A 21,871-nucleotide genomic window follows, 5' to 3' on the forward strand; every position below is an offset into this window, starting at 1 on the left:
CTCCTAGGCTTCGCACGCAGTCTGCGCCGGGTTGTTCACCAGGCGTTCGAGAGTGGTGCGATCCATTAATTCGGTGTCCAGTTTGATGTAGATCGCCGCTTCATCAGCGACTATCACTGCATCAGTTACCCCTACGAGGGCCTTGAGACGCTCGACCAGACCCGCTTCGCGGATCGCTTCGGGCGACAACGGCAGGCGCAGGCTCGTCACGTAGGGAGGTTCGCGCATGGTAACAGCAAAGGCCAGCCAAAGTGCAGCCAGCCCGGCACATCCGAGGAACACAACCGACAGACCGCCATGCTGGAACATCCAGCCGCCGAGAATCCCGCCGAGTGCCGAACCGAGGAACTGACTGGTGGAGTACACGCCCATGGCCGTGCCTTTGCCACCCGCCGGTGAAACCTTGCTGATCAGTGACGGCAGCGATGCCTCCAGCAGATTGAACGCGGTGAAGAACACCACCGTCCCGATCACCAGAGCCCGCAGGCTGTCGCCGAACTGCCAGAAGAATAGCTCAGTCAGCATCAGCGTCATCACGGCGCCGAGCAGAACTCGTTTCATTTTGCGTCTCTTCTCGCCGTAGATGATGAACGGAATCATGGCGAAGAAGGAAATCAGCAGTGCGGTGAGGTACACCCACCAGTGCTGCTCCTTGGGCAGACCGGCCTTTTCGACCAGCGCCAGGGGCAGTGCGACGAAGCTCGACATCAACATCGCATGTAACACAAAAATGCCCAGGTCCAGCCGCAGCAGGTCCGGGTGCTTGAGCGTCGGCATCAACGCTTGGCGTGCAACGCCGGACTCGCGATGACTCAGCGGCCCGGTGGACTTCGGCACCATGAACATCACGATCACGATCCCGACCAGGGCCATGCCGCCGGTGGCGAGAAACAGGCCGGACAGGCCGAACGCACGGGTCAGCAGCGGGCCGACAACCATGGCCACGGCGAACGACAGGCCGATGGTCATGCCGATCATGGCCATGGCTTTGGTGCGGTGCTGTTCGCGGGTCAGGTCGGAGAGCAGGGCCATGACTGCCGCCGAAATCGCCCCGGCGCCCTGCAGGATCCGCCCGGCAATCACGCCCCAGATCGAATCGGCCTGAGCCGCCAGCACACTGCCGAGGGCGAAGACGATCAGCCCCAGGTAAATCACCGGACGCCGGCCGATTCGGTCGGAAATGATCCCGAACGGAATCTGGAAAATCGCCTGGGTCAGGCCGTAAGCGCCGATCGCCAGCCCGATCAGGGCCGGGGTCGCTCCCGCCAGATCCATGCCGTAGGTCGCCAGTACCGGCAACACCATGAACATGCCAAGCATACGGAAGGCGAACACCAAGGCCAGACCGCTCGCCGCGCGGGTCTCGCTGCCACTCATGCGTTCGCTGTGGGGATCGTGCATGGAAAAACCTCGTGTGAACCGGCGGCGATTCTACCAGTCCCATCGAGAGACGGGGTATATCGCGACGCTTTGACGCGTACAGATGAAACTCTCTTCATGTAAGGCAAAAAACCCTTCACTTGATAGTGTGCATCCATCCAGTATTTGGCCGTATACTCCTGTGTTTTCGACGCCCGCCGAGCGAGGCCATTTTGGACAAGATCCTGATTCGTGGGGCCCGCACCCACAACCTGAAGAACATCGACCTGACCCTGCCACGGGACAAACTGATCGTCATCACCGGCCTGTCCGGATCCGGCAAGTCTTCCCTGGCTTTCGACACGCTGTACGCCGAAGGTCAGCGCCGCTATGTCGAATCCCTGTCGGCCTATGCCCGGCAGTTCCTGTCGATGATGGAAAAACCCGACGTCGACACCATCGAAGGCCTGTCGCCGGCGATCTCCATCGAACAGAAGTCGACCTCGCACAACCCGCGTTCCACGGTCGGCACCATCACCGAAATCTACGACTATCTGCGTCTGCTTTATGCGCGCGTCGGTACGCCGCGCTGCCCGGATCACGACATTCCGCTGGAAGCGCAGACCGTCAGCCAGATGGTCGACCTGGTGCTGGCTCAGCCGGAAGGCAGCAAGCTGATGCTGCTGGCGCCGGTGATCCGCGAGCGCAAGGGCGAGCACCTGTCGGTGTTCGAAGAACTGCGTGCCCAGGGCTTCGTCCGGGCCCGGGTCAACGGCCGGCTCTGCGAGCTGGACGAACTGCCGAAACTGGATAAACAGAAGAAGCATACGATTGAAGTCGTTGTCGACCGCTTCAAGGTTCGCGCCGACCTGCAGCAGCGTCTGGCCGAATCCTTCGAAACCGCGCTGAAGCTGGCCGACGGCATCGCTTTGGTTGCCCCGATGGACGACGAGCCGGGCGAAGAGATGATCTTCTCCGCGCGCTTCGCCTGCCCGGTCTGCGGCCACGCGATCAGCGAGCTGGAACCCAAGCTGTTTTCCTTCAACAACCCGGCCGGCGCCTGCCCGACCTGCGACGGTCTGGGGGTGAAGCAGTTTTTCGACATCAAGCGACTGGTCAACGGTGATTTGACCCTGGCCGAAGGCGCGATCCGTGGCTGGGACAGGCGCAACGTCTATTACTTCCAGATGCTCGGCTCGCTGGCCGCACATTACGGCTTCAGTCTGGAGCAGCCGTTCAACGAGCTGCCGGCCGATCAGCAGAAGTTCATCCTGCACGGCAGCGGTTCACAGAACGTCGATTTCAAATACCTCAACGACCGGGGCGACATCGTCAAACGCTCACACCCGTTCGAAGGCATCGTGCCGAACCTAGAGCGCCGCTACCGCGAAACCGAATCGGCCAGCGTGCGTGAAGAACTGGCGAAGTTCCTCAGCACCCAGTCCTGCCCGGACTGCCGTGGCACCCGCCTGCGTCGCGAAGCGCGGCATGTGTGGGTCGGCGAGAAAACCCTGCCGGCGGTGACCAACCTGCCGATAGGCGATGCCTGCGATTACTTCGGCGCGCTGAAGATGACCGGCCGCCGTGGCGAGATCGCCGACAAGATTCTCAAGGAAATCCGCGAGCGCCTGCAGTTTCTGGTTAACGTCGGTCTCGACTACCTGTCGCTGGATCGCAGTGCCGACACTCTGTCTGGCGGTGAAGCGCAGCGGATTCGTCTGGCCAGCCAGATCGGCGCGGGCCTTGTGGGTGTTCTGTACATCCTCGATGAGCCGTCGATTGGTCTGCACCAGCGCGACAACGATCGGCTGCTCGGCACCCTCAAGCACCTGCGCGACATCGGCAACACGGTGATTGTGGTCGAACACGACGAAGACGCGATTCGACTGGCCGACTACGTAGTGGATATCGGCCCGGGCGCCGGTGTTCATGGTGGGCAGATCGTCGCTGAAGGCACGCCGGACGAGGTCATGGCGCACCCGGATTCGTTGACCGGTAAATACCTCTCGGGCCGGGTCAAGATCGAGGTGCCGGCCAAGCGCACGCCGCGCAACAAGAAACAGGTGCTGTCGCTCAAGGGCGCGCGGGGCAACAACCTGCGCAACGTCGACCTTGAAATCCCGATCGGCCTGCTGACCTGCGTGACCGGCGTCTCCGGCTCCGGCAAATCGACGCTGATCAACAACACGCTATTCCCGCTGAGTGCCACGGCACTCAATGGCGCGACTACCCTGGAAGCGGCAGCCCACGACAGCATCAAGGGCCTGGAACATCTGGACAAGGTCGTCGACATTGACCAGAGCCCGATCGGCCGCACGCCGCGCTCCAACCCGGCGACCTACACCGGCCTGTTCACGCCGATTCGCGAACTCTTCGCCGGCGTGCCCGAGTCCCGCTCCCGTGGTTACGGGCCGGGGCGTTTCTCGTTCAACGTCAAGGGCGGGCGTTGCGAGGCCTGCCAGGGCGACGGTCTGATCAAGGTGGAAATGCACTTCCTGCCGGACATCTACGTCCCGTGTGACGTGTGCAAGAGCAAGCGCTACAACCGCGAAACCCTGGAGATCAAATACAAGGGCAAGAGCATCCACGAAACCCTCGAGATGACTATCGAGGAAGCGCGGGAGTTCTTCGACGCGGTGCCGGCGCTGGCGCGCAAGCTGCAAACGCTGATGGATGTGGGCCTGTCGTACATCAAGCTCGGGCAGTCGGCCACGACGCTGTCTGGTGGTGAGGCCCAACGGGTCAAGTTGTCCCGCGAACTGTCCAAGCGCGATACCGGCAAAACCCTGTACATCCTCGATGAGCCGACCACCGGTCTGCACTTCGCGGATATCCAGCAACTGCTCGACGTACTGCATCGCCTGCGCGACCACGGCAACACCGTGGTGGTGATCGAGCACAACCTCGACGTGATCAAGACGGCCGACTGGCTGGTGGATCTTGGCCCCGAGGGTGGTTCGAAAGGTGGACAGATCATCGCCACCGGTACGCCGGAGGAAGTGGCCGAGATGAAGCAATCTCACACCGGTCACTATCTCAAGCCGCTGTTGATTCGCGATCGGGCCTGATTGCCGGGCATGAAAAAGCCCCTGTCACTTCGTCAGTGACAGGGGCTTTTTTTGTATCAATTGCAATCAGGACGCGTGGGACTGCAGGTAGTTCTGGATACCGATCAGCTTGATCAGGCCGAGCTGCTTTTCCAGCCAGTAGGTGTGATCTTCCTCGGTGTCATTGAGCTGAACCCGCAGGATCTCGCGGCTGACATAGTCGCCGTGCTGTTCGCACAGTTCGATGCCCTTGCACAGCGCGGCGCGCACCTTGTACTCCAGGCGCAGATCCGCTTCGAGCATGGTTTGCACCGTAGTGCCGACATCCAGATCATCCGGGCGCATGCGCGGGGTGCCTTCAAGCATCAGAATCCGGCGCATCAGCGCATCGGCATGACCGGCCTCTTCTTCCATCTCGTGGTTGATTCGTTCGTAGAGCTTGGTGAATCCCCAGTCCTCATACATCCGCGAGTGAACGAAATATTGGTCACGCGCGGCCAGTTCGCCGGTCAGCAACGTGTTGAGGTAATCGATAACGTCTGGGTGGCCTTGCATCGCCCTACATCTCCCTGCTTGAAAGTCTGTAGTTTGAACCAACCTGACTGGAAGGTCACTCACTTAGCGCAATAAAAGCGAAGATATTCTGAGAAAAGCGGCCTAAATAACGCAAAAACCGCCCAAATGAGGGCGGTTCTGCTTCTCGTTTAGACTTCGTTAAGCTGTACGTTGAGCAGCTTTGCGATTGCTTCTCCGTACGCCGGATCGGCCTTGTAGAAATGCTGCAGCTGACGATCGACGACGTCACTCGACACCCCCGCCATCGCCCCGGCGATGTTGCTGACCAGCAACGCTTTCTGTTCGTCGCTCATCAAGCGGAACAGCGCGCCAGCGTGGCTGTAGTAGTCGGTGTCTTCGCGGTGATCGTAGCGATCAGCCGCGCCGTTCAGGGCCAATGCAGGCTCGGCAAAGTGCGGCGCTTGTTTCGGCGACTCTACGTAGCTGTTCGGCTCATAGTTCGGAGCTGCGCCACCGTTACTGCCAAATGCCATCGAACCGTCACGCTGGTAAGTATTCACCGGGCTGCGTGGGGCGTTCACTGGCAGTTGCTGGTGATTGGTACCTACGCGGTAACGGTGGGCATCGGCGTACGCGAATACCCGACCTTGCAGCATGCGATCTGGCGACAGACCTACGCCAGGCACCATGTTGCTCGGGCCGAACGCGGCTTGCTCGACTTCGGCAAAGTAGTTGAGCGGGTTACGGTTCAGTTCCAGTTCACCCACTTCGATCAGTGGAAACTCCTTTTGCGACCAGGTCTTGGTCACGTCGAACGGGTTCTCATAGTGCGCAGCGGCTTGGGCTTCGGTCATGATCTGGATGCATACGCTCCATTTCGGGAAGTCACCACGCTCGATGGCTTCGAACAGGTCACGCTGTGCGTAATCGGGATCTGTGCCCGCCAAACGTGCCGCGTCTGCCGGCGCGAGGTTCTTGATCCCTTGCTTGGTCTTGTAGTGCCACTTCACCCAGTGGCGCTCGCCCTGAGCACTGATCAGGCTGTAGGTGTGACTGCCGAAGCCGTGCATATGGCGGTAGCCGTCCGGAATGCCGCGATCAGAGAACAGAATCGTGACCTGGTGCAGCGCTTCAGGCGAATGCGACCAGAAGTCCCACATCATCTGAGCGCTTTTCAGGTTGCTTTGCGGCAGGCGTTTCTGGGTGTGGATAAAGTCAGGAAACTTCAGCGGATCGCGAATGAAGAACACCGGGGTGTTGTTGCCAACGATGTCCCAGTTGCCTTCTTCGGTATAGAACTTGAGGGCGAAGCCACGCGGATCGCGCTCGGTGTCGGCCGAGCCACGCTCACCACCGACAGTTGAGAAACGCAGGAAGGTCGGCGTCTGCTTGCCGACAGCAGAGAACAGCTTGGCGCTAGTGTACTGAGTAATGTCACGGGTGACGGTAAAAGTGCCGTAGGCACCCGACCCCTTGGCGTGTACACGACGCTCAGGAATGTTTTCCCGGTTGAAGTGGGCGAGCTTCTCGATCAAGTGGAAGTCATCGAGCAGCAACGGGCCACGAGGGCCAGCGGAGCGAGAGTTCTGGTTATCGGCGACAGGTGCGCCACTGGCGGTCGTAAGCGTCTTGTTCTGGCTCATGCGATCTTCATCCTCTATCGGTCTTGAACTGCCGGCTAATCGGCTTGCTGGGGAGTATCGATCATCAATATGACAGCCACAAATTCATTAACTTATGGTCATCAATAGATAAAAACTAACGATCAATCCGCACACATAGTGCAGACCCAAACAGGGTAGAAGCTTGTACGAACAGCGCATTTCTTACAGGCACAAAAAACCGGGCACTAGGCCCGGTTCTTTGTTTCAGACTGATGTCTTACTCAGCGGATACAGCTTCACCGCCGACAGCACGATCAACCAGTTCGACGTACGCCATAGGCGCGTTGTCGCCAGCGCGGAAACCGCACTTGAGGATGCGCAGGTAGCCACCCTCACGGGTAGCGTAACGCTTGCCCAGGTCGTTGAAGAGCTTACCAACGATAGCTTTCGAACGAGTACGGTCGAAAGCCAGACGACGGTTAGCAACGCTGTCTGTCTTGGCCAGAGTGATCAGCGGCTCGGCAACGCGGCGCAGTTCTTTGGCTTTTGGCAGAGTAGTTTTGATCAGCTCGTGCTCGAACAGCGACACCGCCATGTTTTGGAACATGGCCTTGCGGTGCGAGCTGGTGCGGCTCAGGTGACGCCCACTTTTACGATGACGCATGGTTCATTCCTTACCAAACACTACGTTCGGTGATTACGACGATCAGGCAGTCGCCTTGTCGTCCTTCTTAAGACTTGCAGGCGGCCAGTTGTCGAGGCGCATGCCGAGGGACAGACCGCGGGAGGCCAGAACGTCCTTGATTTCAGTCAAGGATTTCTTGCCCAGGTTCGGAGTCTTCAACAGCTCTACTTCGGTACGCTGAATCAGGTCGCCGATGTAGTAGATGTTTTCCGCCTTAAGGCAGTTAGCCGAACGTACAGTCAGTTCCAGATCGTCAACCGGGCGAAGCAGGATCGGATCGATCTCGTCTTCCTGCTCGACAACCACTGGCTCACTGTCACCTTTGAGGTCGACGAACGCAGCCAACTGCTGTTGCAGGATGGTTGCAGCGCGGCGGATAGCCTCTTCAGGATCCAGGGTACCGTTGGTTTCCAGATCAATAACCAGCTTGTCCAGGTTGGTACGCTGCTCGACACGGGCGTTTTCCACCACGTATGCGATACGGCGAACCGGGCTGAACGAAGAGTCAAGCTGCAAGCGACCGATGCTGCGGCTTTCGTCTTCATCGCTCTGACGCGAGTCGGCTGGTTCATAACCACGACCACGAGCTACAGTGAGCTTCATGTTCAGGGCGCCGTTAGACGCCAGGTTAGCGATTACGTGATCGGGATTAACGATCTCGACATCATGATCCAGCTGAATATCGGCAGCGGTAACCACCCCCGAACCCTTCTTCGACAAGGTCAGCGTAACTTCGTCACGACCGTGCAGCTTGATGGCCAGACCTTTAAGGTTCAACAGGATTTCAATTACGTCTTCCTGTACACCTTCGATGGCGCTGTACTCGTGGAGCACACCGTCAATCTCGGCCTCGACTACTGCGCAGCCGGGCATTGAGGACAACAGGATGCGGCGCAGCGCGTTGCCCAGGGTGTGGCCAAAACCACGCTCGAGAGGCTCGAGAGTGATCTTGGCGCGGGTTGGACTGACAACCTGCACATCAATGTGGCGGGGTGTCAGGAACTCATTTACCGAAATCTGCATGGATGCACCTATTTTCTAGCCCTTACTTACTTGGAGTAGAGCTCGACAATCAGGCTTTCGTTGATGTCGGCGGACAGATCACTGCGAGCAGGAACGTTCTTGAAAACGCCCGACTTCTTCTCAGCATCTACCTCTACCCATTCTACGCGACCACGTTGGGCGCACAGCTCGAGAGCTTGGACAATGCGAAGTTGGTTCTTTGCCTTCTCGCGAACAGCAACCACGTCACCAGCACGAACCTGGTAGGACGGAACGTTTACGGTCTGGCCGTTAACGCTGATCGACTTGTGCGATACCAGCTGACGGGATTCGGCACGAGTCGAACCGAAGCCCATACGGTATACAACGTTGTCCAGACGGCATTCGAGCAGTTGCAGCAGGTTTTCACCAGTTGCACCTTTCTTGCTGGCAGCAGCTTTGTAGTAGCCGCTGAACTGACGCTCGAGAACGCCGTAGATACGACGGACCTTCTGCTTTTCGCGCAGTTGGGTGCCGTAATCGGACTGGCGACCGCGGCGTTGGCCGTGGATACCAGGTGCTGCTTCAATGTTGCACTTCGATTCGATCGCGCGCACGCCGCTCTTCAGGAAGAGATCGGTGCCTTCGCGACGAGCGAGTTTGCATTTTGGACCAATGTAACGAGCCATTCTTTACAATCTCCTGGATTACACGCGGCGCTTCTTCGGCGGACGGCACCCGTTGTGCGGGATTGGCGTCACGTCGGTGATGCTGGCGATCTTGTAGCCACAGCCGTTCAAAGCGCGGACTGCGGATTCACGACCTGGACCTGGGCCCTTGACGTTCACGTCGAGGTTTTTCAGGCCGTATTCCAGCGCAGCTTGACCAGCACGCTCAGCAGCTACTTGAGCAGCGAACGGGGTGGACTTGCGGGAACCGCGGAAACCCGAACCACCGGAGGTAGCCCAGGAAAGAGCGTTACCTTGACGGTCGGTGATGGTCACGATGGTGTTGTTAAAAGAGGCATGGATGTGGGCGATGCCATCAACCACTGTCTTTTTAACTTTTTTACGAGGACGAGCAGCAGGTTTTGCCATGATTAAATTCCTGTCGATTCGCTGGGGCGATTACTTGCGGATCGGCTTACGCGGACCTTTACGGGTACGCGCGTTGGTCTTGGTACGCTGACCGCGTACTGGCAGACCACGACGATGACGCAGACCGCGATAGCAACCGAGGTCCATCAAGCGCTTGATTTTCATGTTGATTTCGCGACGCAGGTCACCTTCAGTGGTGAACTTCGCCACTTCGCCACGCAGCTGTTCAATCTGCTCGTCGCTCAGATCCTTGATCTTTGCGGCTGGGTTTACCCCAGTCTCTGCACAGATCTTCTGTGCAGTAGTGCGACCAACACCATAGATGTAGGTCAGCGAGATAACAGTATGCTTGTTATCTGGAATGTTAACGCCTGCAATACGGGCCATTCAGTGGGACTCCAATTGACAGCTACCTACGCCCCGGAAGCCAAGAAATAGGGCGCGAGATAATATCGCTGTAATAACAAATAATCAACCCGGTAGCGCACTAGCTACCGGGCTTGAAGCACAATCACACTCAGCCTTGGCGCTGTTTGTGACGCGGTTCCGCGCTGCAAATTACTCGAACAACACCTTCGCGGCGAATAATCTTGCAGTTACGGCACAGCTTTTTCACCGATGCACGAACTTTCATCACCAACTCCTCGAACCTTATGGGTACTCAGCGCAACATGCCGCTGCCGTAACCCTTCAGGTTGGCTTTCTTCATCAGGGATTCGTACTGGTGCGAAACGAGGTGCGATTGTACTTGGGACATGAAGTCCATCACAACCACGACCACGATCAGCAACGAGGTCCCGCCAAGGTAGAACGGAACGTTTGCTGCAACCACCAGGAACTGGGGCAACAAGCACACGGCCGTCATGTAAAGAGCACCGAACATGGTCAAGCGAGTCAGAACGCCATCAATATAGCGTGCGGACTGCTCACCTGGACGGATGCCCGGAATAAAGGCACCGGACTTCTTCAGGTTTTCCGCTACGTCTTTCGGATTGAACATCAACGCCGTATAGAAGAAGCAGAAGAAAATAATCCCTGCACTAAACAGCAGAATATTCAACGGCTGACCAGGAGCGATCGACTGCGAGATGTCCTGCAACCAGCCCATACCTTCAGACTGACCGAACCAGGCACCCAACGAAGCCGGGAACAGCAAAATGCTGCTCGCGAAAATAGCCGGAATAACACCGGCCATGTTCACCTTCAGCGGCAAGTGGCTTGTCTGCGCAGCAAAAACCTTGCGGCCCTGCTGACGCTTGGCGTAGTGAACAGCGATACGACGCTGACCACGCTCAATGAACACCACGAAACCGATAATCGCTACTGCCAGCAAACCGATGGCAACCAAGGCGAAGATATTGATATCGCCCTGACGCGCAGACTCGAAAGACTGCCCGATTGCTCTCGGAAGACCGGCGACGATACCCGAAAAAATCAACATCGAGATACCGTTGCCTACACCACGCTCAGTAATCTGCTCACCCAGCCACATCATGAACATCGCGCCAGCCACAAACGTGGAGACCGCGACGAAATGGAAGCCAAAGTCACCAGTGAACGCAACGCCCTGCCCCGCCAGACCAATGGACATGCCAATGGCCTGAACGAGAGCGAGGACGACGGTGCCGTAGCGGGTGTACTGGCTGATCTTGCGACGGCCAGCTTCACCTTCCTTCTTCAACTGCTCCAGCTGCGGGCTGACGGCGGTCATCAGTTGCATGATGATCGATGCCGAAATGTACGGCATGATCCCCAGTGCAAAGATGCTCATCCGCTCCAGCGCGCCGCCGGAAAACATGTTGAACAAGCTAAGAATGGTCCCCTCATTCTGTCGAAACAGGTCTGCGAGTCGGTCCGGGTTGATACCTGGAACCGGGATGTGTGCGCCTATTCGGTAGACGATAATCGCCAGGAACAGAAAACGCAGACGAGCCCAAAGTTCAGACATACCGCCTTTGCCGAGCGCAGAGAGAGCACCTTGCTTAGCCATTTATTCCTCGAACTTGCCGCCAGCTGCTTCGATAGCCGCACGCGCACCTTTGGTGGCGCCGATTCCCTTGCCGATAGTGACAGCGCGAGCCACTTCACCGGACAGCATGATTTTCACACGCTGCACGTTGACGTTGATCACGTTGGCATCTTTCAGGGACTGCACGGTGACGATGTCGCCTTCCACTTTAGCCAGCTCGGACAGACGCACTTCTGCGCGATCCATGGCTTTCAGGGAAACGAAACCGAACTTCGGCAGGCGACGATGCAGCGGCTGTTGACCGCCTTCAAAGCCTGGAGCGATGGTGCCACCGGAGCGGGAAGTCTGACCTTTGTGACCACGGCCACCAGTCTTACCCAAACCACTACCGATACCACGGCCCGGACGATGCTTTTCGCGACGGGAACCCGGCGCTGGACTCAGATCATTGAGTTTCATCGATTAACCCTCGACACGCAGCATGTAGTAAGCCTTGTTGATCATCCCGCGATTCTCGGGAGTATCCTGGACTTCTACAGTGTGACCGATGCGACGCAGACCCAGACCCTTCACGCACAGTTTGTGGTTAGGGATGCGGCCGGTCATGCTTTTGATCAGCGTAACTTTAACGGTAGCCATGATTACTTGATCTCCTCAACACGCAGGCCACGCTTGGCTGCAATGGACTCAGGAGACTGCATAGCCTTCAGACCCTTGAAAGTGGCGTGAACCACGTTTACCGGGTTAGTCGAGCCGTAGCACTTGGCCAGAACGTTCTGAACGCCAGCAACTTCGAGGACAGCACGCATAGCGCCGCCAGCGATGATACCGGTACCTTCAGAAGCAGGCTGCATGTACACCTTCGAAGCGCCGTGAGCGGACTTCATTGCGTACTGCAGAGTGGTGCCGTTCAGATCAACCTGGATCATGTTGCGGCGAGCAGCTTCCATTGCCTTCTGGATCGCAGCAGGCACTTCACGCGACTTGCCACGGCCGAAGCCAACACGCCCTTTACCATCACCAACCACGGTCAACGCGGTGAAAGTGAAGATACGGCCGCCTTTAACGGTTTTGGCTACGCGGTTAACTTGAACCAGCTTCTCGATGTAGCCTTCGTCGCGCTTTTGGTCGTTATTTGACATAACTTAGAACTCCAGCCCAGCTTCACGAGCAGCATCAGCCAGCGCTTTAACGCGGCCGTGGTACTTGAAGCCAGAGCGGTCGAAAGCCACCTGCGAGACGCCAGCGGCCTTAGCACGCGTAGCGACCAGCTGGCCAACCTTAGTGGCCGCGTCGATGTTGCCAGTGGCGCCATCACGCAGTTCTTTATCCAAAGTCGAGGCGCTTGCCAGGACTTTGTTGCCGTCGGCCGAAATGACCTGGGCGTAGATGTGCTGCGAAGAGCGGAACACGCAGAGACGCACGACTTCGAGTTCGTGCATTTTCAGGCGTGCTTTGCGAGCGCGACGCAGTCGAGTAACTTTTTTGTCGGTCATTTGCTATGCCCTACTTCTTCTTGGCTTCTTTACGACGGACGACTTCGTCCGCGTAGCGCACACCTTTGCCTTTGTACGGCTCTGGTGGACGGAAGTCGCGGATCTCGGCGGCCACTTGACCTACCAGCTGCTTGTCGATGCCCTTGATCAGGATATCGGTCTGGCTAGGAGTCTCAGCGGTGATGCCTTCCGGCAGTTCGTAATCCACTGGGTGCGAGAAGCCAAGAGCCAGGTTCAGCACCTGACCTTTTGCTTGCGCTTTGTAACCAACACCGACCAGCTGGAGCTTGCGCTCGAAGCCTTGGCTTACGCCCTGGACCATGTTGTTTACCAACGCACGAGTGGTACCGGCCATTGCGCGAGTCTGTTGATCGCCATTGCGAGCAGCAAAACGCAGCTCACCGGCTTCTTCAACGACTTCAACGGACGAATGGACGTTCAGTTCAAGAGTACCCTTGGCACCCTTCACCGAAAGCTGTTGGCCTGCGAATTTTACTTCGACACCGGCTGGCAGCTTAACGGGGTTCTTAGCGACGCGAGACATGCTTATCCCCCCTTAGAACACAGTGCAAAGAACTTCGCCGCCGACACCGGCAGCGCGCGCAGCACGATCAGTCATCACACCTTTGTTGGTGGAGACGATAGACACACCGAGGCCGCCACGTACTTTTGGCAGATCTTCGACGGACTTGTACTGACGCAGGCCTGGACGGCTAACGCGCTTCACTTCCTCGATGACCGGACGGCCTTCGAAGTATTTCAGCTCGATGGACAGCAGCGGCTTGGTTTCGCTGCTGATCTGATAACCCGCGATGTAACCTTCGTCCTTCAGGACTTTTGCTACAGCCACCTTCAACGTGGAAGACGGCATGCTTACGACGGACTTTTCAGCCATCTGGGCATTACGGATTCGAGTTAGCATGTCCGCTAACGGGTCCTGCATACTCATGGGCTAGACGCTCCTAATACAGAAAAATTAGCCTTGCGGCTACTACTTGTCGCCGAGGAATTCCGGGCGTAAAAAACACGGGCTCAGGCGAGCCGATCATTCTAGACACACCCCAGAAATGAATCAAGCCCCAAAAGGGGCTTGATTCAAGTTCAAGGCCACCGATGGTCAGGTTCTTGCGACCCCGACCATCAAGGCTTTGACAGCAATTACCAGCTGGCTTTAACCAGACCTGGTACGTCACCACGCATTGCCGCTTCACGCAGTTTGTTACGGCCGAGGCCGAACTTGCGGTAAACGCCGTGCGGACGACCGGTCAGACGGCAACGGTTACGCATGCGCGAAGCGCTTGCGTCACGCGGTTGCTTCTGCAGAGCTACGGTAGCTTCCCAACGCGCTTCTGGACTTGCGTTCAGATCGACGATGATAGCTTTCAGCGCTGCACGCTTGACGGCGTATTTGGCAACAGTGAGCTGACGCTTCAGCTCACGGTTTTTCATGCTCTTCTTGGCCATTTTCCTACTCCAATCAGTTGCGGAACGGGAATTTGAAAGCACGCAGCAGAGCGCGGCCTTCGTCATCGTTCTTGGCAGTGGTGGTCAGGGTAATGTCCAGACCGCGGAGAGCATCGATCTTGTCGTAGTCGATTTCCGGGAAAATGATCTGCTCTTTCACGCCCATGCTGTAGTTGCCACGACCATCAAAGGACTTGGCATTCAGGCCGCGGAAGTCGCGAACCCGAGGCAGGGAGATCGACAGCAGACGATCCAGGAACTCATACATACGCTCACGGCGCAAGGTCACTTTGACGCCGATCGGCCAACCTTCACGGACTTTAAAGCCAGCGATGGATTTGCGAGCGTAGGTCACAACGACTTTCTGGCCGGTGATCTTTTCCAGGTCAGCAACAGCGTGCTCGATGACTTTTTTGTCGCCGATCGCTTCGCCCAGACCCATGTTCAGGGTGATCTTGGTAACGCGCGGAACTTCCATCACGTTCGAAAGCTTAAGTTCTTCCTTAAGTTTCGGAGCGATTTCCTTCCGGTAAATCTCTTTTAGTCGTGCCATGGTCTTCTACCTAGCAGTGTTCAAGCATCAACCGCTTTTTGGGTCGACTTGAAGACACGAATTTTCTTACCGTCTTCTACTTTGAAACCAACGCGGTCAGCCTTGTTGGTTTCGCCGTTGAAGATGGCGACGTTGGAAGCGTGCAGTGGCGCTTCTTTCTCGACGATACCGCCCTGTACGCCCGACATCGGGTTAGGCTTGGTATGACGCTTGACCAGGTTCAGACCACCAACAACCAGACGGTTGTCAGCAAGAACCTTCAGCACCTTACCGCGCTTACCTTTGTCTTTGCCGGCGATCACGATGATCTCGTCGTCACGACGAATCTTTTGCATGTCGGATCTCCTTACAGCACTTCTGGGGCGAGCGAGACGATCTTCATGAACTTCTCGGTACGAAGTTCACGGGTCACTGGCCCAAAGATACGGGTGCCGATCGGCTCTTGCTTGTTGTTCAGAAGAACAGCAGCGTTGCCATCAAAGCGGATAATGGAGCCATCAGCACGACGTACGCCGTGACGAGTGCGGACTACAACAGCAGTCATCACTTGGCCTTTTTTCACCTTACCGCGAGGAATTGCTTCCTTCACGGTAACTTTGATGATGTCACCGATACCAGCGTAACGACGATGGGAGCCACCCAGCACCTTGATGCACATAACACGGCGAGCGCCGCTGTTATCGGCCACATCGAGCATGGATTGAGTCTGAATCATATAATTTCTCCGACCCCTAGCCCTTAGACTTCCACAGCGCGTTCGAGAACATCAACCAGCGCCCAAGACTTGGTCTTGGCCATCGGACGAGTTTCACGAATAGTGACTTTGTCGCCGATGTGGCACTGATTGGTTTCGTCGTGCGCGTGCAGCTTAGTCGAACGCTTAACGTATTTACCGTAGATCGGGTGCTTAACGCGACGCTCGATCAGAACGGTGATGGTTTTGTCCATCTTGTCGCTGACAACACGGCCAGTCAGCGTACGGACAGTTTTTTCGGCTTCAGCCATGATCACTTACCTGCCTGCTGGTTGAGCACAGTCTTCACGCGAGCAATGTCACGCTTAACTTGCGAGAGCAGATGAGACTGCCCCAACTGGCCAGTTGCTTTCTGCATGCGCAGATTGAACTGGTCGCGCAGCAAGCCGAGCAGTTGCTCGTTCAGCTGCTGTGCGGATTTTTCACGAAGTTCATTCGCTTTCATCACATCACCGTCCGTTTAACAAAGGAGGTGGCGAGCGGCAGCTTTGCAGCAGCCAGGGCGAAAGCCTCACGCGCCAGCTCTTCAGAAACACCCTCGATTTCATACAGGACTTTGCCTGGCTGAATCTGGGCAACCCAGTACTCCACGTTACCCTTACCTTTACCCATACGAACCTCGAGAGGCTTCTTGGAGATCGGCTTGTCCGGGAATACACGGATCCAGATCTTGCCGCCACGTTTTACGTGACGGGTCAGTGCACGACGCGCTGACTCGATCTGACGAGCGGTGAGACGACCACGAGCTACAGACTTCAGCGCGAACTCGCCGAAGCTGACTTTGCTACCGCGCAGTGCCAGACCACGGTTGTGGCCGGTCATCTGCTTGCGGAACTTCGTACGCTTAGGTTGCAACATTTGGCGTACCCCTTACTTAGCAGCTTTTTTACGAGGCGCTGGTGCTTGTGGCTTCAGCTCTTCTTGGCGACCACCAATTACTTCGCCTTTGAAGATCCAAACCTTTACACCGATCACACCGTAAGTGGTGTGAGCTTCGTAGTTGGCATAGTCGATGTCGGCACGCAGGGTGTGCAGTGGCACACGACCTTCGCGATACCATTCAGTACGTGCAATTTCAGCACCGCCGAGACGACCGCTCACTTGGATTTTGATGCCTTTGGCACCAATGCGCATGGCGTTCTGTACAGCGCGCTTCATGGCGCGACGGAACATTACACGACGCTCCAGCTGCTGAGCTACGCTCTGCGCAACCAGCATACCGTCGAGCTCCGGCTTGCGGATCTCTTCGATATTGATGTGCACAGGCACACCCATTTGCTTGGTCAGGTCCTGACGCAGTTTCTCAACATCTTCACCTTTCTTCCCGATAACAATACCTGGACGAGCGGTGTGGATGGTGATGCGTGCAGTTTGAGCCGGACGATGGATATCGATACGGCTTACGGACGCGCTTTTTAGTTTGTCTTGGAGGTATTCACGCACCTTCAGATCAGCGAACAAGTAGTCCGCATAAGTCCGACCGTCTGCGTACCAGACGGAGGTGTGCTCCTTGACGATTCCCAGGCGAATGCCAATGGGATGTACTTTCTGACCCATCTCTTCGACTCCGTTACTTGTCAGCAACCTTGACAGTGATATGGCAAGACCGCTTGACGATGCGATCAGCACGGCCTTTGGCACGTGGCATGATGCGCTTCAGCGAACGCCCTTCGTTGACGAAAACGGTGCTGACCTTCAGGTCATCAACGTCTGCGCCTTCGTTATGCTCGGCGTTGGCTACGGCCGACTCCAGCACTTTTTTCATGATCTCGGCGGCTTTCTTACTGCTGAAAGCCAACAGGTTGAGCGCTTCGCCCACCTTCTTCCCGCGGATCTGGTCGGCGACCAAGCGGGCTTTCTGGGCGGAGATTCGAGCGCCCGACAACTTAGCGGCTACTTCCATTTCCTTACCCCTTAACGCTTGGCTTTCTTGTCTGCCACGTGCCCGCGATAGTTGCGGGTACCGGCGAACTCGCCCAGTTTGTGGCCGACCATGTCTTCGTTAACGAGAACTGGGACGTGCTGACGACCGTTGTGTACTGCGATGGTCAGACCGACCATTTGTGGCAGGATCATCGAACGACGCGACCAAGTCTTAATTGGTTTGCGATCGTTCTTTTCCGCCGCCACTTCGATCTTCTTCAGTAGGTGAAGATCAATAAAAGGACCTTTTTTCAGAGAACGTGGCACTGTCGTATCCCTCTATTTACTTGCGACGACGGACGATCATTTTGTCGGTACGCTTATTACCACGAGTCTTCGCGCCCTTAGTCGGGAAGCCCCATGGCGATACCGGATGACGACCACCAGAGGTACGACCTTCACCACCACCATGTGGGTGGTCAACCGGGTTCATGGCAACACCACGAACGGTTGGGCGAACGCCACGCCAGCGCTTGGCACCAGCTTTACCCAGCGAACGCAGGCTGTGCTCGGAGTTCGAGACTTCGCCCAGGGTCGCACGGCACTCAGCCAGTACTTTACGCATTTCACCGGAACGCAGACGCAGGGTCACGTAAACGCCTTCACGAGCGATCAGCTGAGCCGAAGCGCCAGCGGAACGAGCGATTTGCGCGCCTTTACCTGGCTTCAGTTCAATGCCGTGTACGGTGCTACCAACTGGAATGTTGCGCAGTTGCAGAGCGTTGCCCGGCTTGATCGGTGCCAGAGCACCTGCGATCAGCTGGTCGCCAGCGCTCACGCCTTTAGGGGCGATGATGTAGCGACGCTCGCCATCTGCGTACAGCAGCAGAGCGATGTGAGCAGTACGGTTTGGATCGTATTCGATACGCTCGACAGTGGCAGCGATGCCATCTTTGTCGTTGCGACGGAAGTCGACCAGACGATAATGCTGCTTATGACCACCACCGATGTGACGAGTGGTAATACGGCCATTGTTGTTACGACCACCAGACTTCGATTTTTTCTCGAGCAGCGGTGCGTGAGGAGCGCCTTTATGCAGCTCCTGGTTGACCACCTTGACCACAAAACGGCGGCCAGGGGAAGTCGGTTTGCATTTAACGATTGCCATGATGCACCCCTTCCTTACTCAGCACTGCTGCTGAAATCGAGATCTTGGCCTGGCTGAAGGGAGATAACTGCCTTCTTCCAGTCATTACGCTTGCCCAGACCGCGAGCGGTGCGCTTGCTCTTACCCAGAACATTCAGGGTAGTAACACGCTCAACTTTCACGCTGAACAGGCTTTCGACGGCCTTCTTGATTTCCAGCTTGGTTGCATCAGTAGCAACCTTGAAAACGAACTGGCCTTTCTTGTCTGCCAGAACCGTAGCCTTCTCGGAAACGTGCGGGCCAAGCAGAACTTTAAATACGCGTTCCTGGTTCATCCCAGCAGCTCCTCGAATTTCTTCACGGCCGACACGGTGATCAACACCTTGTCGTATGCGATCAGACTAACTGGATCGGAACCTTGCACGTCACGTACATCAACGTGTGGCAGGTTGCGAGCAGCCAGGTACAGGTTCTGATCAACAGCGTCCGACACGATCAGAACATCGGTCAGGCTCATGTTGTTCAGTTTGCCCAGCAGGTCTTTGGTTTTCGGAGTTTCAACTGCGAAATCCTGAACCACGACCAGACGATCAGTACGCACCAGCTCAGCAAGGATGGAACGCATTGCTGCGCGATACATCTTCTTGTTCAGCTTCTGGGAGTGATCCTGTGGACGAGCTGCAAAGGTGGTGCCGCCGCCGCGCCAGATTGGGCTGCGGATAGTACCGGCACGAGCACGGCCAGTACCTTTCTGACGCCATGGGCGCTTGCCGCCACCACGAACGTCGGAACGGGTCTTCTGCTGCTTGCTACCCTGACGGCCGCCTGCCATGTAGGCCACGACTGCTTGGTGAACCAGCGTCTCGTTGAACTCGCCGCCAAATGTCAGTTCGGAAACTTCGATCGCTTGAGCGTCATTTACATTTAATTGCATGTCAGCTTCCCCTTAACCGCGAGCCTTGGCTGCCGGACGTACAACCAGGTTGCCGCCAGTAGCGCCAGGTACAGCGCCCTTGACCAACAACAGATTGCGTTCAGCGTCCACGCGCACTACTTCCAGGGACTGCACGGTCACGCGCTCAGCGCCCATATGACCGGACATTTTTTTGCCCTTGAATACACGACCAGGAGTCTGGCACTGGCCGATAGAGCCTGGGACGCGGTGGGATACGGAGTTACCGTGGGTGTTATCTTGCCCGCGGAAGTTCCAACGCTTGATCGTACCCTGGAAGCCTTTACCTTTGGACTGACCGGTTACATCAACCAGTTGACCAGCAGCGAAGATTTCAGCGTTGATCAGATCGCCGGCCTGGTACTCGCCTTCTTCAAGACGGAATTCCATTACGGTACGACCAGCGGCAACGTTCGCCTTGGCGAAGTGGCCAGCTTGAGCAGCTGTAACACGGGAAGCACGACGCTCGCCGACAGTGACTTGCACTGCACGATAGCCATCGGTTTCTTCAGTTTTGAACTGGGTGACGCGATTCGGCTCGATCTCAATGACCGTGACCGGAATGGAGACACCTTCTTCGGTGAAAATACGGGTCATACCCGCTTTACGACCGACTACACCAATAGTCATGTTGTAAACCTCATGAGTGTACGGGGCTTTCACCCGCTATGGCCGCCCATTTCAGAGCGTTACACGACCAAGACCGAGTCTTAGCCGAGGCTGATCTGCACTTCCACACCGGCCGCAAGATCAAGCTTCATAAGTGCATCAACGGTTTTATCCGTTGGCTGGACGATGTCCAGAACGCGCTTATGAGTGCGGATCTCGTACTGGTCACGCGCGTCTTTGTTGACGTGCGGAGAAACCAGAACGGTGAACCGCTCTTTACGGGTAGGCAGTGGAATTGGACCACGCACTTGAGCACCAGTACGTTTCGCGGTTTCCACGATTTCCTGGGTTGATTGGTCGATCAGGCGATGGTCAAAAGCCTTCAACCTGATACGGATTTGCTGATTTTGCATTGGATTTCAGACTCCGGCTGCTATTCCCACCGGGCGCAATACGCCCGTTAAAAGGAGGCGCAATTCTATAGACGCCCCAGATAGGTGTCAACCCAATAAAAAAGCCCCCGCTAAGCGGGGGCTTTTTCAACTCATCAAAGCTGACTCAATAAAGAGATCACTCGATGATTTTAGCTACGACGCCAGCACCAACGGTACGGCCGCCTTCACGGATTGCGAAACGCAGACCGTCTTCCATCGCGATGGTTTTGATCAGGGTAACAGTCATCTGAATGTTGTCACCTGGCATTACCATTTCAACGCCTTCTGGCAGCTCGCAGTTACCAGTCACGTCAGTAGTACGGAAGTAGAACTGTGGACGGTAGCCTTTGAAGAACGGAGTGTGACGGCCGCCTTCTTCCTTGCTCAGAACGTAAACCTCTGCGGTGAACTTGGTGTGCGGCTTAACCGAACCCGGCTTAACCAGAACCTGACCACGCTCAACGTCGTCACGCTTGGTACCACGCAGCAGAACGCCGCAGTTCTCGCCAGCACGACCTTCGTCCAGCAGCTTGCGGAACATCTCAACACCAGTGCAGGTGGTGGTGGTGGTGTCACGCAGACCAACGATTTCCAGGGCGTCTTGCACGCGAACGATACCGCGCTCGATACGACCGGTCACAACAGTACCGCGACCCGAGATCGAGAACACGTCTTCGATTGGCATCAGGAACGGCTTGTCGATAGCACGCTCTGGCTCTGGGATGTAGCTGTCCAGAGTTTCCACCAGCTTCTTAACAGCGGTGGTGCCCATTTCGTTGTCGTCTTTGCCTTCCAGCGCCATACGAGCAGAACCGATGATGATCGGAGTGTCGTCGCCTGGGAAGTCATAGGTGGACAGCAGGTCGCGAACTTCCATCTCAACCAGTTCCAGCAGCTCAGCGTCGTCTACCAGGTCAGCCTTGTTCAGGAAAACCACGATGTACGGAACGCCTACCTGACGGGACAGCAGGATGTGCTCACGGGTTTGCGGCATCGGACCATCAGCGGCCGAGCAAACCAGGATCGCGCCGTCCATCTGCGCAGCACCAGTGATCATGTTCTTCACGTAGTCAGCGTGACCTGGGCAGTCAACGTGAGCGTAGTGACGAATGTTCGAGTTGTACTCAACGTGCGCGGTGTTGATGGTGATACCGCGAGCTTTTTCTTCTGGTGCGCTGTCGATCTTGTCGAATTCAACTACGGCCGAACCGAAAACTTCGGAGCAGACGCGAGTCAGAGCAGCGGTCAGAGTGGTTTTACCGTGGTCAACGTGGCCGATGGTGCCAACGTTTACGTGCGGTAGGGAACGATCAAATTTTTCTTTAGCCACGACAATTAACT

At 56.6% G+C, this 21,871-nt stretch carries 33 protein-coding genes; 1 reads left to right on the forward strand and 32 read right to left on the reverse strand.

Features of this window, described 5'->3' with window-relative positions; genetic code table 11:
* Positions 1–3: 3 nt before the first annotated feature.
* Positions 4–1,401: an MFS transporter gene (locus PDR5_RS25675; RefSeq protein WP_039771979.1), complete on the reverse strand. Its 1,398-nt coding sequence runs from the start codon at positions 1,399–1,401 to the stop codon at positions 4–6.
* 191 nt (positions 1,402–1,592) lie between these two features.
* Here PDR5_RS25675 and uvrA point away from each other — a divergent pair, with 191 nt between their 5' ends.
* Positions 1,593–4,427, forward strand: a complete 2,835-nt coding sequence (gene uvrA, locus PDR5_RS25680; protein ID WP_064599779.1) for an excinuclease ABC subunit UvrA — start codon at positions 1,593–1,595, stop codon at positions 4,425–4,427.
* Between the two features lie 66 nt (positions 4,428–4,493).
* Here the strand turns inward: uvrA and bfr are convergent, their stop codons facing one another.
* The 31 genes from bfr to tuf all read right to left on the reverse strand — a co-directional run bounded on the left by bfr (position 4,494) and on the right by tuf (position 21,860).
* A complete protein-coding gene (gene bfr / locus PDR5_RS25685) occupies positions 4,494–4,961 on the reverse strand; it encodes a bacterioferritin (protein ID WP_064382244.1) in 468 nt (155 codons plus the stop codon).
* A gap of 149 nt (positions 4,962–5,110) precedes the next feature.
* Complete coding sequence (locus tag PDR5_RS25690; RefSeq protein ID WP_039771983.1) at positions 5,111–6,565, reverse strand: catalase; 1,455 nt, start codon at positions 6,563–6,565, stop codon at positions 5,111–5,113.
* Positions 6,566–6,803: 238 nt separating this feature from the next.
* Positions 6,804–7,190, reverse strand: a complete 387-nt coding sequence (rplQ, locus tag PDR5_RS25695) for a 50S ribosomal protein L17 (protein WP_007955635.1) — start codon at positions 7,188–7,190, stop codon at positions 6,804–6,806.
* 42 nt (positions 7,191–7,232) lie between these two features.
* Complete coding sequence (locus PDR5_RS25700) at positions 7,233–8,234, reverse strand: DNA-directed RNA polymerase subunit alpha (RefSeq protein WP_003186012.1); 1,002 nt, start codon at positions 8,232–8,234, stop codon at positions 7,233–7,235.
* A gap of 26 nt (positions 8,235–8,260) precedes the next feature.
* The gene (rpsD, locus tag PDR5_RS25705; RefSeq protein WP_011336168.1) at positions 8,261–8,881 is read right to left on the reverse strand and encodes a 30S ribosomal protein S4; all 621 of its coding nucleotides are present in this window, start codon (positions 8,879–8,881) and stop codon (positions 8,261–8,263) included.
* Positions 8,882–8,899: 18 nt separating this feature from the next.
* Positions 8,900–9,289 carry a 30S ribosomal protein S11 gene (gene rpsK, locus PDR5_RS25710; RefSeq protein ID WP_002555466.1) on the reverse strand — a complete coding sequence of 130 codons (390 nt, stop codon included), beginning with the start codon at positions 9,287–9,289 and terminating at the stop codon, positions 8,900–8,902.
* 30 nt (positions 9,290–9,319) lie between these two features.
* Positions 9,320–9,676 carry a 30S ribosomal protein S13 gene (rpsM, locus tag PDR5_RS25715; RefSeq protein WP_009045849.1) on the reverse strand — a complete coding sequence of 119 codons (357 nt, stop codon included), beginning with the start codon at positions 9,674–9,676 and terminating at the stop codon, positions 9,320–9,322.
* 130 nt (positions 9,677–9,806) lie between these two features.
* A complete protein-coding gene (rpmJ, locus tag PDR5_RS29520) occupies positions 9,807–9,923 on the reverse strand; it encodes a 50S ribosomal protein L36 (protein ID WP_002555468.1) in 117 nt (38 codons plus the stop codon).
* Positions 9,924–9,950: 27 nt separating this feature from the next.
* Entirely contained in the window at positions 9,951–11,279 is a 1,329-nt protein-coding gene (gene secY / locus PDR5_RS25720; RefSeq protein ID WP_003228718.1) for a preprotein translocase subunit SecY, read from the reverse strand.
* The gene (rplO, locus tag PDR5_RS25725; RefSeq protein ID WP_011336169.1) at positions 11,280–11,717 is read right to left on the reverse strand and encodes a 50S ribosomal protein L15; all 438 of its coding nucleotides are present in this window, start codon (positions 11,715–11,717) and stop codon (positions 11,280–11,282) included.
* Between the two features lie 3 nt (positions 11,718–11,720).
* Positions 11,721–11,897, reverse strand: a complete 177-nt coding sequence (rpmD, locus tag PDR5_RS25730; RefSeq protein WP_003176408.1) for a 50S ribosomal protein L30 — start codon at positions 11,895–11,897, stop codon at positions 11,721–11,723.
* Between the two features lie 2 nt (positions 11,898–11,899).
* Positions 11,900–12,400, reverse strand: coding sequence for a 30S ribosomal protein S5 (gene rpsE / locus PDR5_RS25735; protein WP_007955637.1), 501 nt, complete (start codon positions 12,398–12,400; stop codon positions 11,900–11,902).
* A 3-nt stretch (positions 12,401–12,403) separates the two neighbouring features.
* Positions 12,404–12,754 carry a 50S ribosomal protein L18 gene (gene rplR, locus PDR5_RS25740; protein WP_003186037.1) on the reverse strand — a complete coding sequence of 117 codons (351 nt, stop codon included), beginning with the start codon at positions 12,752–12,754 and terminating at the stop codon, positions 12,404–12,406.
* A 10-nt stretch (positions 12,755–12,764) separates the two neighbouring features.
* A complete protein-coding gene (gene rplF / locus PDR5_RS25745) occupies positions 12,765–13,298 on the reverse strand; it encodes a 50S ribosomal protein L6 (protein WP_011336170.1) in 534 nt (177 codons plus the stop codon).
* A gap of 12 nt (positions 13,299–13,310) precedes the next feature.
* A complete protein-coding gene (gene rpsH, locus PDR5_RS25750; RefSeq protein ID WP_003228724.1) occupies positions 13,311–13,703 on the reverse strand; it encodes a 30S ribosomal protein S8 in 393 nt (130 codons plus the stop codon).
* A 209-nt stretch (positions 13,704–13,912) separates the two neighbouring features.
* On the reverse strand, positions 13,913–14,218 hold the full coding sequence (gene rpsN, locus PDR5_RS25755; RefSeq protein ID WP_007955639.1) for a 30S ribosomal protein S14: 306 nt from the start codon (positions 14,216–14,218) through the stop codon (positions 13,913–13,915).
* A 13-nt stretch (positions 14,219–14,231) separates the two neighbouring features.
* On the reverse strand, positions 14,232–14,771 hold the full coding sequence (gene rplE, locus PDR5_RS25760; RefSeq protein ID WP_003210069.1) for a 50S ribosomal protein L5: 540 nt from the start codon (positions 14,769–14,771) through the stop codon (positions 14,232–14,234).
* Positions 14,772–14,791: 20 nt separating this feature from the next.
* Positions 14,792–15,106 carry a 50S ribosomal protein L24 gene (gene rplX / locus PDR5_RS25765; RefSeq protein WP_003186046.1) on the reverse strand — a complete coding sequence of 105 codons (315 nt, stop codon included), beginning with the start codon at positions 15,104–15,106 and terminating at the stop codon, positions 14,792–14,794.
* Between the two features lie 11 nt (positions 15,107–15,117).
* Positions 15,118–15,486 (reverse strand): 50S ribosomal protein L14, encoded by a 369-nt coding sequence (gene rplN / locus PDR5_RS25770; RefSeq protein ID WP_002555479.1) that lies wholly within the window; start codon positions 15,484–15,486, stop codon positions 15,118–15,120.
* A gap of 23 nt (positions 15,487–15,509) precedes the next feature.
* A complete protein-coding gene (rpsQ, locus tag PDR5_RS25775) occupies positions 15,510–15,776 on the reverse strand; it encodes a 30S ribosomal protein S17 (RefSeq protein ID WP_003194644.1) in 267 nt (88 codons plus the stop codon).
* Between the two features lie 2 nt (positions 15,777–15,778).
* The gene (gene rpmC / locus PDR5_RS25780) at positions 15,779–15,970 is read right to left on the reverse strand and encodes a 50S ribosomal protein L29 (protein ID WP_002555481.1); all 192 of its coding nucleotides are present in this window, start codon (positions 15,968–15,970) and stop codon (positions 15,779–15,781) included.
* Positions 15,970–16,383 carry a 50S ribosomal protein L16 gene (gene rplP, locus PDR5_RS25785; protein WP_003228729.1) on the reverse strand — a complete coding sequence of 138 codons (414 nt, stop codon included), beginning with the start codon at positions 16,381–16,383 and terminating at the stop codon, positions 15,970–15,972. The genes rpmC and rplP overlap by 1 nt, the downstream gene beginning before the upstream one ends.
* Before the next feature lie 12 nt (positions 16,384–16,395).
* Positions 16,396–17,082 carry a 30S ribosomal protein S3 gene (gene rpsC / locus PDR5_RS25790; protein ID WP_003176422.1) on the reverse strand — a complete coding sequence of 229 codons (687 nt, stop codon included), beginning with the start codon at positions 17,080–17,082 and terminating at the stop codon, positions 16,396–16,398.
* A 13-nt stretch (positions 17,083–17,095) separates the two neighbouring features.
* The gene (gene rplV / locus PDR5_RS25795) at positions 17,096–17,428 is read right to left on the reverse strand and encodes a 50S ribosomal protein L22 (protein ID WP_003103908.1); all 333 of its coding nucleotides are present in this window, start codon (positions 17,426–17,428) and stop codon (positions 17,096–17,098) included.
* 11 nt (positions 17,429–17,439) lie between these two features.
* The gene (gene rpsS / locus PDR5_RS25800) at positions 17,440–17,715 is read right to left on the reverse strand and encodes a 30S ribosomal protein S19 (RefSeq protein ID WP_011336172.1); all 276 of its coding nucleotides are present in this window, start codon (positions 17,713–17,715) and stop codon (positions 17,440–17,442) included.
* Positions 17,716–17,731: 16 nt separating this feature from the next.
* The gene (rplB, locus tag PDR5_RS25805; RefSeq protein WP_003186055.1) at positions 17,732–18,556 is read right to left on the reverse strand and encodes a 50S ribosomal protein L2; all 825 of its coding nucleotides are present in this window, start codon (positions 18,554–18,556) and stop codon (positions 17,732–17,734) included.
* A 14-nt stretch (positions 18,557–18,570) separates the two neighbouring features.
* Positions 18,571–18,870: a 50S ribosomal protein L23 gene (rplW, locus tag PDR5_RS25810; protein ID WP_002555488.1), complete on the reverse strand. Its 300-nt coding sequence runs from the start codon at positions 18,868–18,870 to the stop codon at positions 18,571–18,573.
* Entirely contained in the window at positions 18,867–19,469 is a 603-nt protein-coding gene (gene rplD / locus PDR5_RS25815) for a 50S ribosomal protein L4 (RefSeq protein WP_003228735.1), read from the reverse strand. The genes rplW and rplD overlap by 4 nt, the downstream gene beginning before the upstream one ends.
* Positions 19,470–19,481: 12 nt before the next feature.
* Complete coding sequence (gene rplC, locus PDR5_RS25820; RefSeq protein WP_007955641.1) at positions 19,482–20,117, reverse strand: 50S ribosomal protein L3; 636 nt, start codon at positions 20,115–20,117, stop codon at positions 19,482–19,484.
* Between the two features lie 80 nt (positions 20,118–20,197).
* Positions 20,198–20,509 carry a 30S ribosomal protein S10 gene (rpsJ, locus tag PDR5_RS25825; protein ID WP_003186070.1) on the reverse strand — a complete coding sequence of 104 codons (312 nt, stop codon included), beginning with the start codon at positions 20,507–20,509 and terminating at the stop codon, positions 20,198–20,200.
* A 157-nt stretch (positions 20,510–20,666) separates the two neighbouring features.
* Complete coding sequence (gene tuf / locus PDR5_RS25830; RefSeq protein ID WP_010220303.1) at positions 20,667–21,860, reverse strand: elongation factor Tu; 1,194 nt, start codon at positions 21,858–21,860, stop codon at positions 20,667–20,669.
* Positions 21,861–21,871: the final 11 nt, after the last annotated feature.

The sequence above is a fragment of the Pseudomonas sp. DR 5-09 genome (assembly GCF_001655595.1).
GTDB lineage: Bacteria > Pseudomonadota > Gammaproteobacteria > Pseudomonadales > Pseudomonadaceae > Aquipseudomonas > Aquipseudomonas pharyngis.

Excerpts from the sequence above, each read along its gene's own strand:
- PDR5_RS25675 (WP_039771979.1), bottom strand. The coding sequence starts at position 1,401 with ATGCACGATCCCCACAGCGAACGCATGAGTGGCAGCGAGACCCGCGCG.
- bfr (WP_064382244.1), bottom strand. The coding sequence starts at position 4,961 with ATGCAAGGCCACCCAGACGTTATCGATTACCTCAACACGTTGCTGACC.
- PDR5_RS25690 (WP_039771983.1), bottom strand. The coding sequence starts at position 6,565 with ATGAGCCAGAACAAGACGCTTACGACCGCCAGTGGCGCACCTGTCGCC.
- rplQ (WP_007955635.1), bottom strand. The coding sequence starts at position 7,190 with ATGCGTCATCGTAAAAGTGGGCGTCACCTGAGCCGCACCAGCTCGCAC.
- PDR5_RS25700 (WP_003186012.1), bottom strand. The coding sequence starts at position 8,234 with ATGCAGATTTCGGTAAATGAGTTCCTGACACCCCGCCACATTGATGTG.
- rpsD (WP_011336168.1), bottom strand. The coding sequence starts at position 8,881 with ATGGCTCGTTACATTGGTCCAAAATGCAAACTCGCTCGTCGCGAAGGC.
- rpsK (WP_002555466.1), bottom strand. The coding sequence starts at position 9,289 with ATGGCAAAACCTGCTGCTCGTCCTCGTAAAAAAGTTAAAAAGACAGTG.
- rpsM (WP_009045849.1), bottom strand. The coding sequence starts at position 9,676 with ATGGCCCGTATTGCAGGCGTTAACATTCCAGATAACAAGCATACTGTT.
- rpmJ (WP_002555468.1), bottom strand. The coding sequence starts at position 9,923 with ATGAAAGTTCGTGCATCGGTGAAAAAGCTGTGCCGTAACTGCAAGATT.
- secY (WP_003228718.1), bottom strand. The coding sequence starts at position 11,279 with ATGGCTAAGCAAGGTGCTCTCTCTGCGCTCGGCAAAGGCGGTATGTCT.
- rplO (WP_011336169.1), bottom strand. The coding sequence starts at position 11,717 with ATGAAACTCAATGATCTGAGTCCAGCGCCGGGTTCCCGTCGCGAAAAG.
- rpmD (WP_003176408.1), bottom strand. The coding sequence starts at position 11,897 with ATGGCTACCGTTAAAGTTACGCTGATCAAAAGCATGACCGGCCGCATC.
- rpsE (WP_007955637.1), bottom strand. The coding sequence starts at position 12,400 with ATGTCAAATAACGACCAAAAGCGCGACGAAGGCTACATCGAGAAGCTG.
- rplR (WP_003186037.1), bottom strand. The coding sequence starts at position 12,754 with ATGACCGACAAAAAAGTTACTCGACTGCGTCGCGCTCGCAAAGCACGC.
- rplF (WP_011336170.1), bottom strand. The coding sequence starts at position 13,298 with ATGTCTCGCGTCGCTAAGAACCCCGTTAAGCTGCCAGCCGGTGTCGAA.
- rpsH (WP_003228724.1), bottom strand. The coding sequence starts at position 13,703 with ATGAGTATGCAGGACCCGTTAGCGGACATGCTAACTCGAATCCGTAAT.
- rpsN (WP_007955639.1), bottom strand. The coding sequence starts at position 14,218 with ATGGCCAAGAAGAGCATGAAAAACCGTGAGCTGAAGCGTCAGCTCACT.
- rplE (WP_003210069.1), bottom strand. The coding sequence starts at position 14,771 with ATGGCACGACTAAAAGAGATTTACCGGAAGGAAATCGCTCCGAAACTT.
- rplX (WP_003186046.1), bottom strand. The coding sequence starts at position 15,106 with ATGCAAAAGATTCGTCGTGACGACGAGATCATCGTGATCGCCGGCAAA.
- rplN (WP_002555479.1), bottom strand. The coding sequence starts at position 15,486 with ATGATTCAGACTCAATCCATGCTCGATGTGGCCGATAACAGCGGCGCT.
- rpsQ (WP_003194644.1), bottom strand. The coding sequence starts at position 15,776 with ATGGCTGAAGCCGAAAAAACTGTCCGTACGCTGACTGGCCGTGTTGTC.
- rpmC (WP_002555481.1), bottom strand. The coding sequence starts at position 15,970 with ATGAAAGCGAATGAACTTCGTGAAAAATCCGCACAGCAGCTGAACGAG.
- rplP (WP_003228729.1), bottom strand. The coding sequence starts at position 16,383 with ATGTTGCAACCTAAGCGTACGAAGTTCCGCAAGCAGATGACCGGCCAC.
- rpsC (WP_003176422.1), bottom strand. The coding sequence starts at position 17,082 with ATGGGTCAGAAAGTACATCCCATTGGCATTCGCCTGGGAATCGTCAAG.
- rplV (WP_003103908.1), bottom strand. The coding sequence starts at position 17,428 with ATGGAAGTAGCCGCTAAGTTGTCGGGCGCTCGAATCTCCGCCCAGAAA.
- rplB (WP_003186055.1), bottom strand. The coding sequence starts at position 18,556 with ATGGCAATCGTTAAATGCAAACCGACTTCCCCTGGCCGCCGTTTTGTG.
- rplW (WP_002555488.1), bottom strand. The coding sequence starts at position 18,870 with ATGAACCAGGAACGCGTATTTAAAGTTCTGCTTGGCCCGCACGTTTCC.
- rplD (WP_003228735.1), bottom strand. The coding sequence starts at position 19,469 with ATGCAATTAAATGTAAATGACGCTCAAGCGATCGAAGTTTCCGAACTG.
- rplC (WP_007955641.1), bottom strand. The coding sequence starts at position 20,117 with ATGACTATTGGTGTAGTCGGTCGTAAAGCGGGTATGACCCGTATTTTC.
- rpsJ (WP_003186070.1), bottom strand. The coding sequence starts at position 20,509 with ATGCAAAATCAGCAAATCCGTATCAGGTTGAAGGCTTTTGACCATCGC.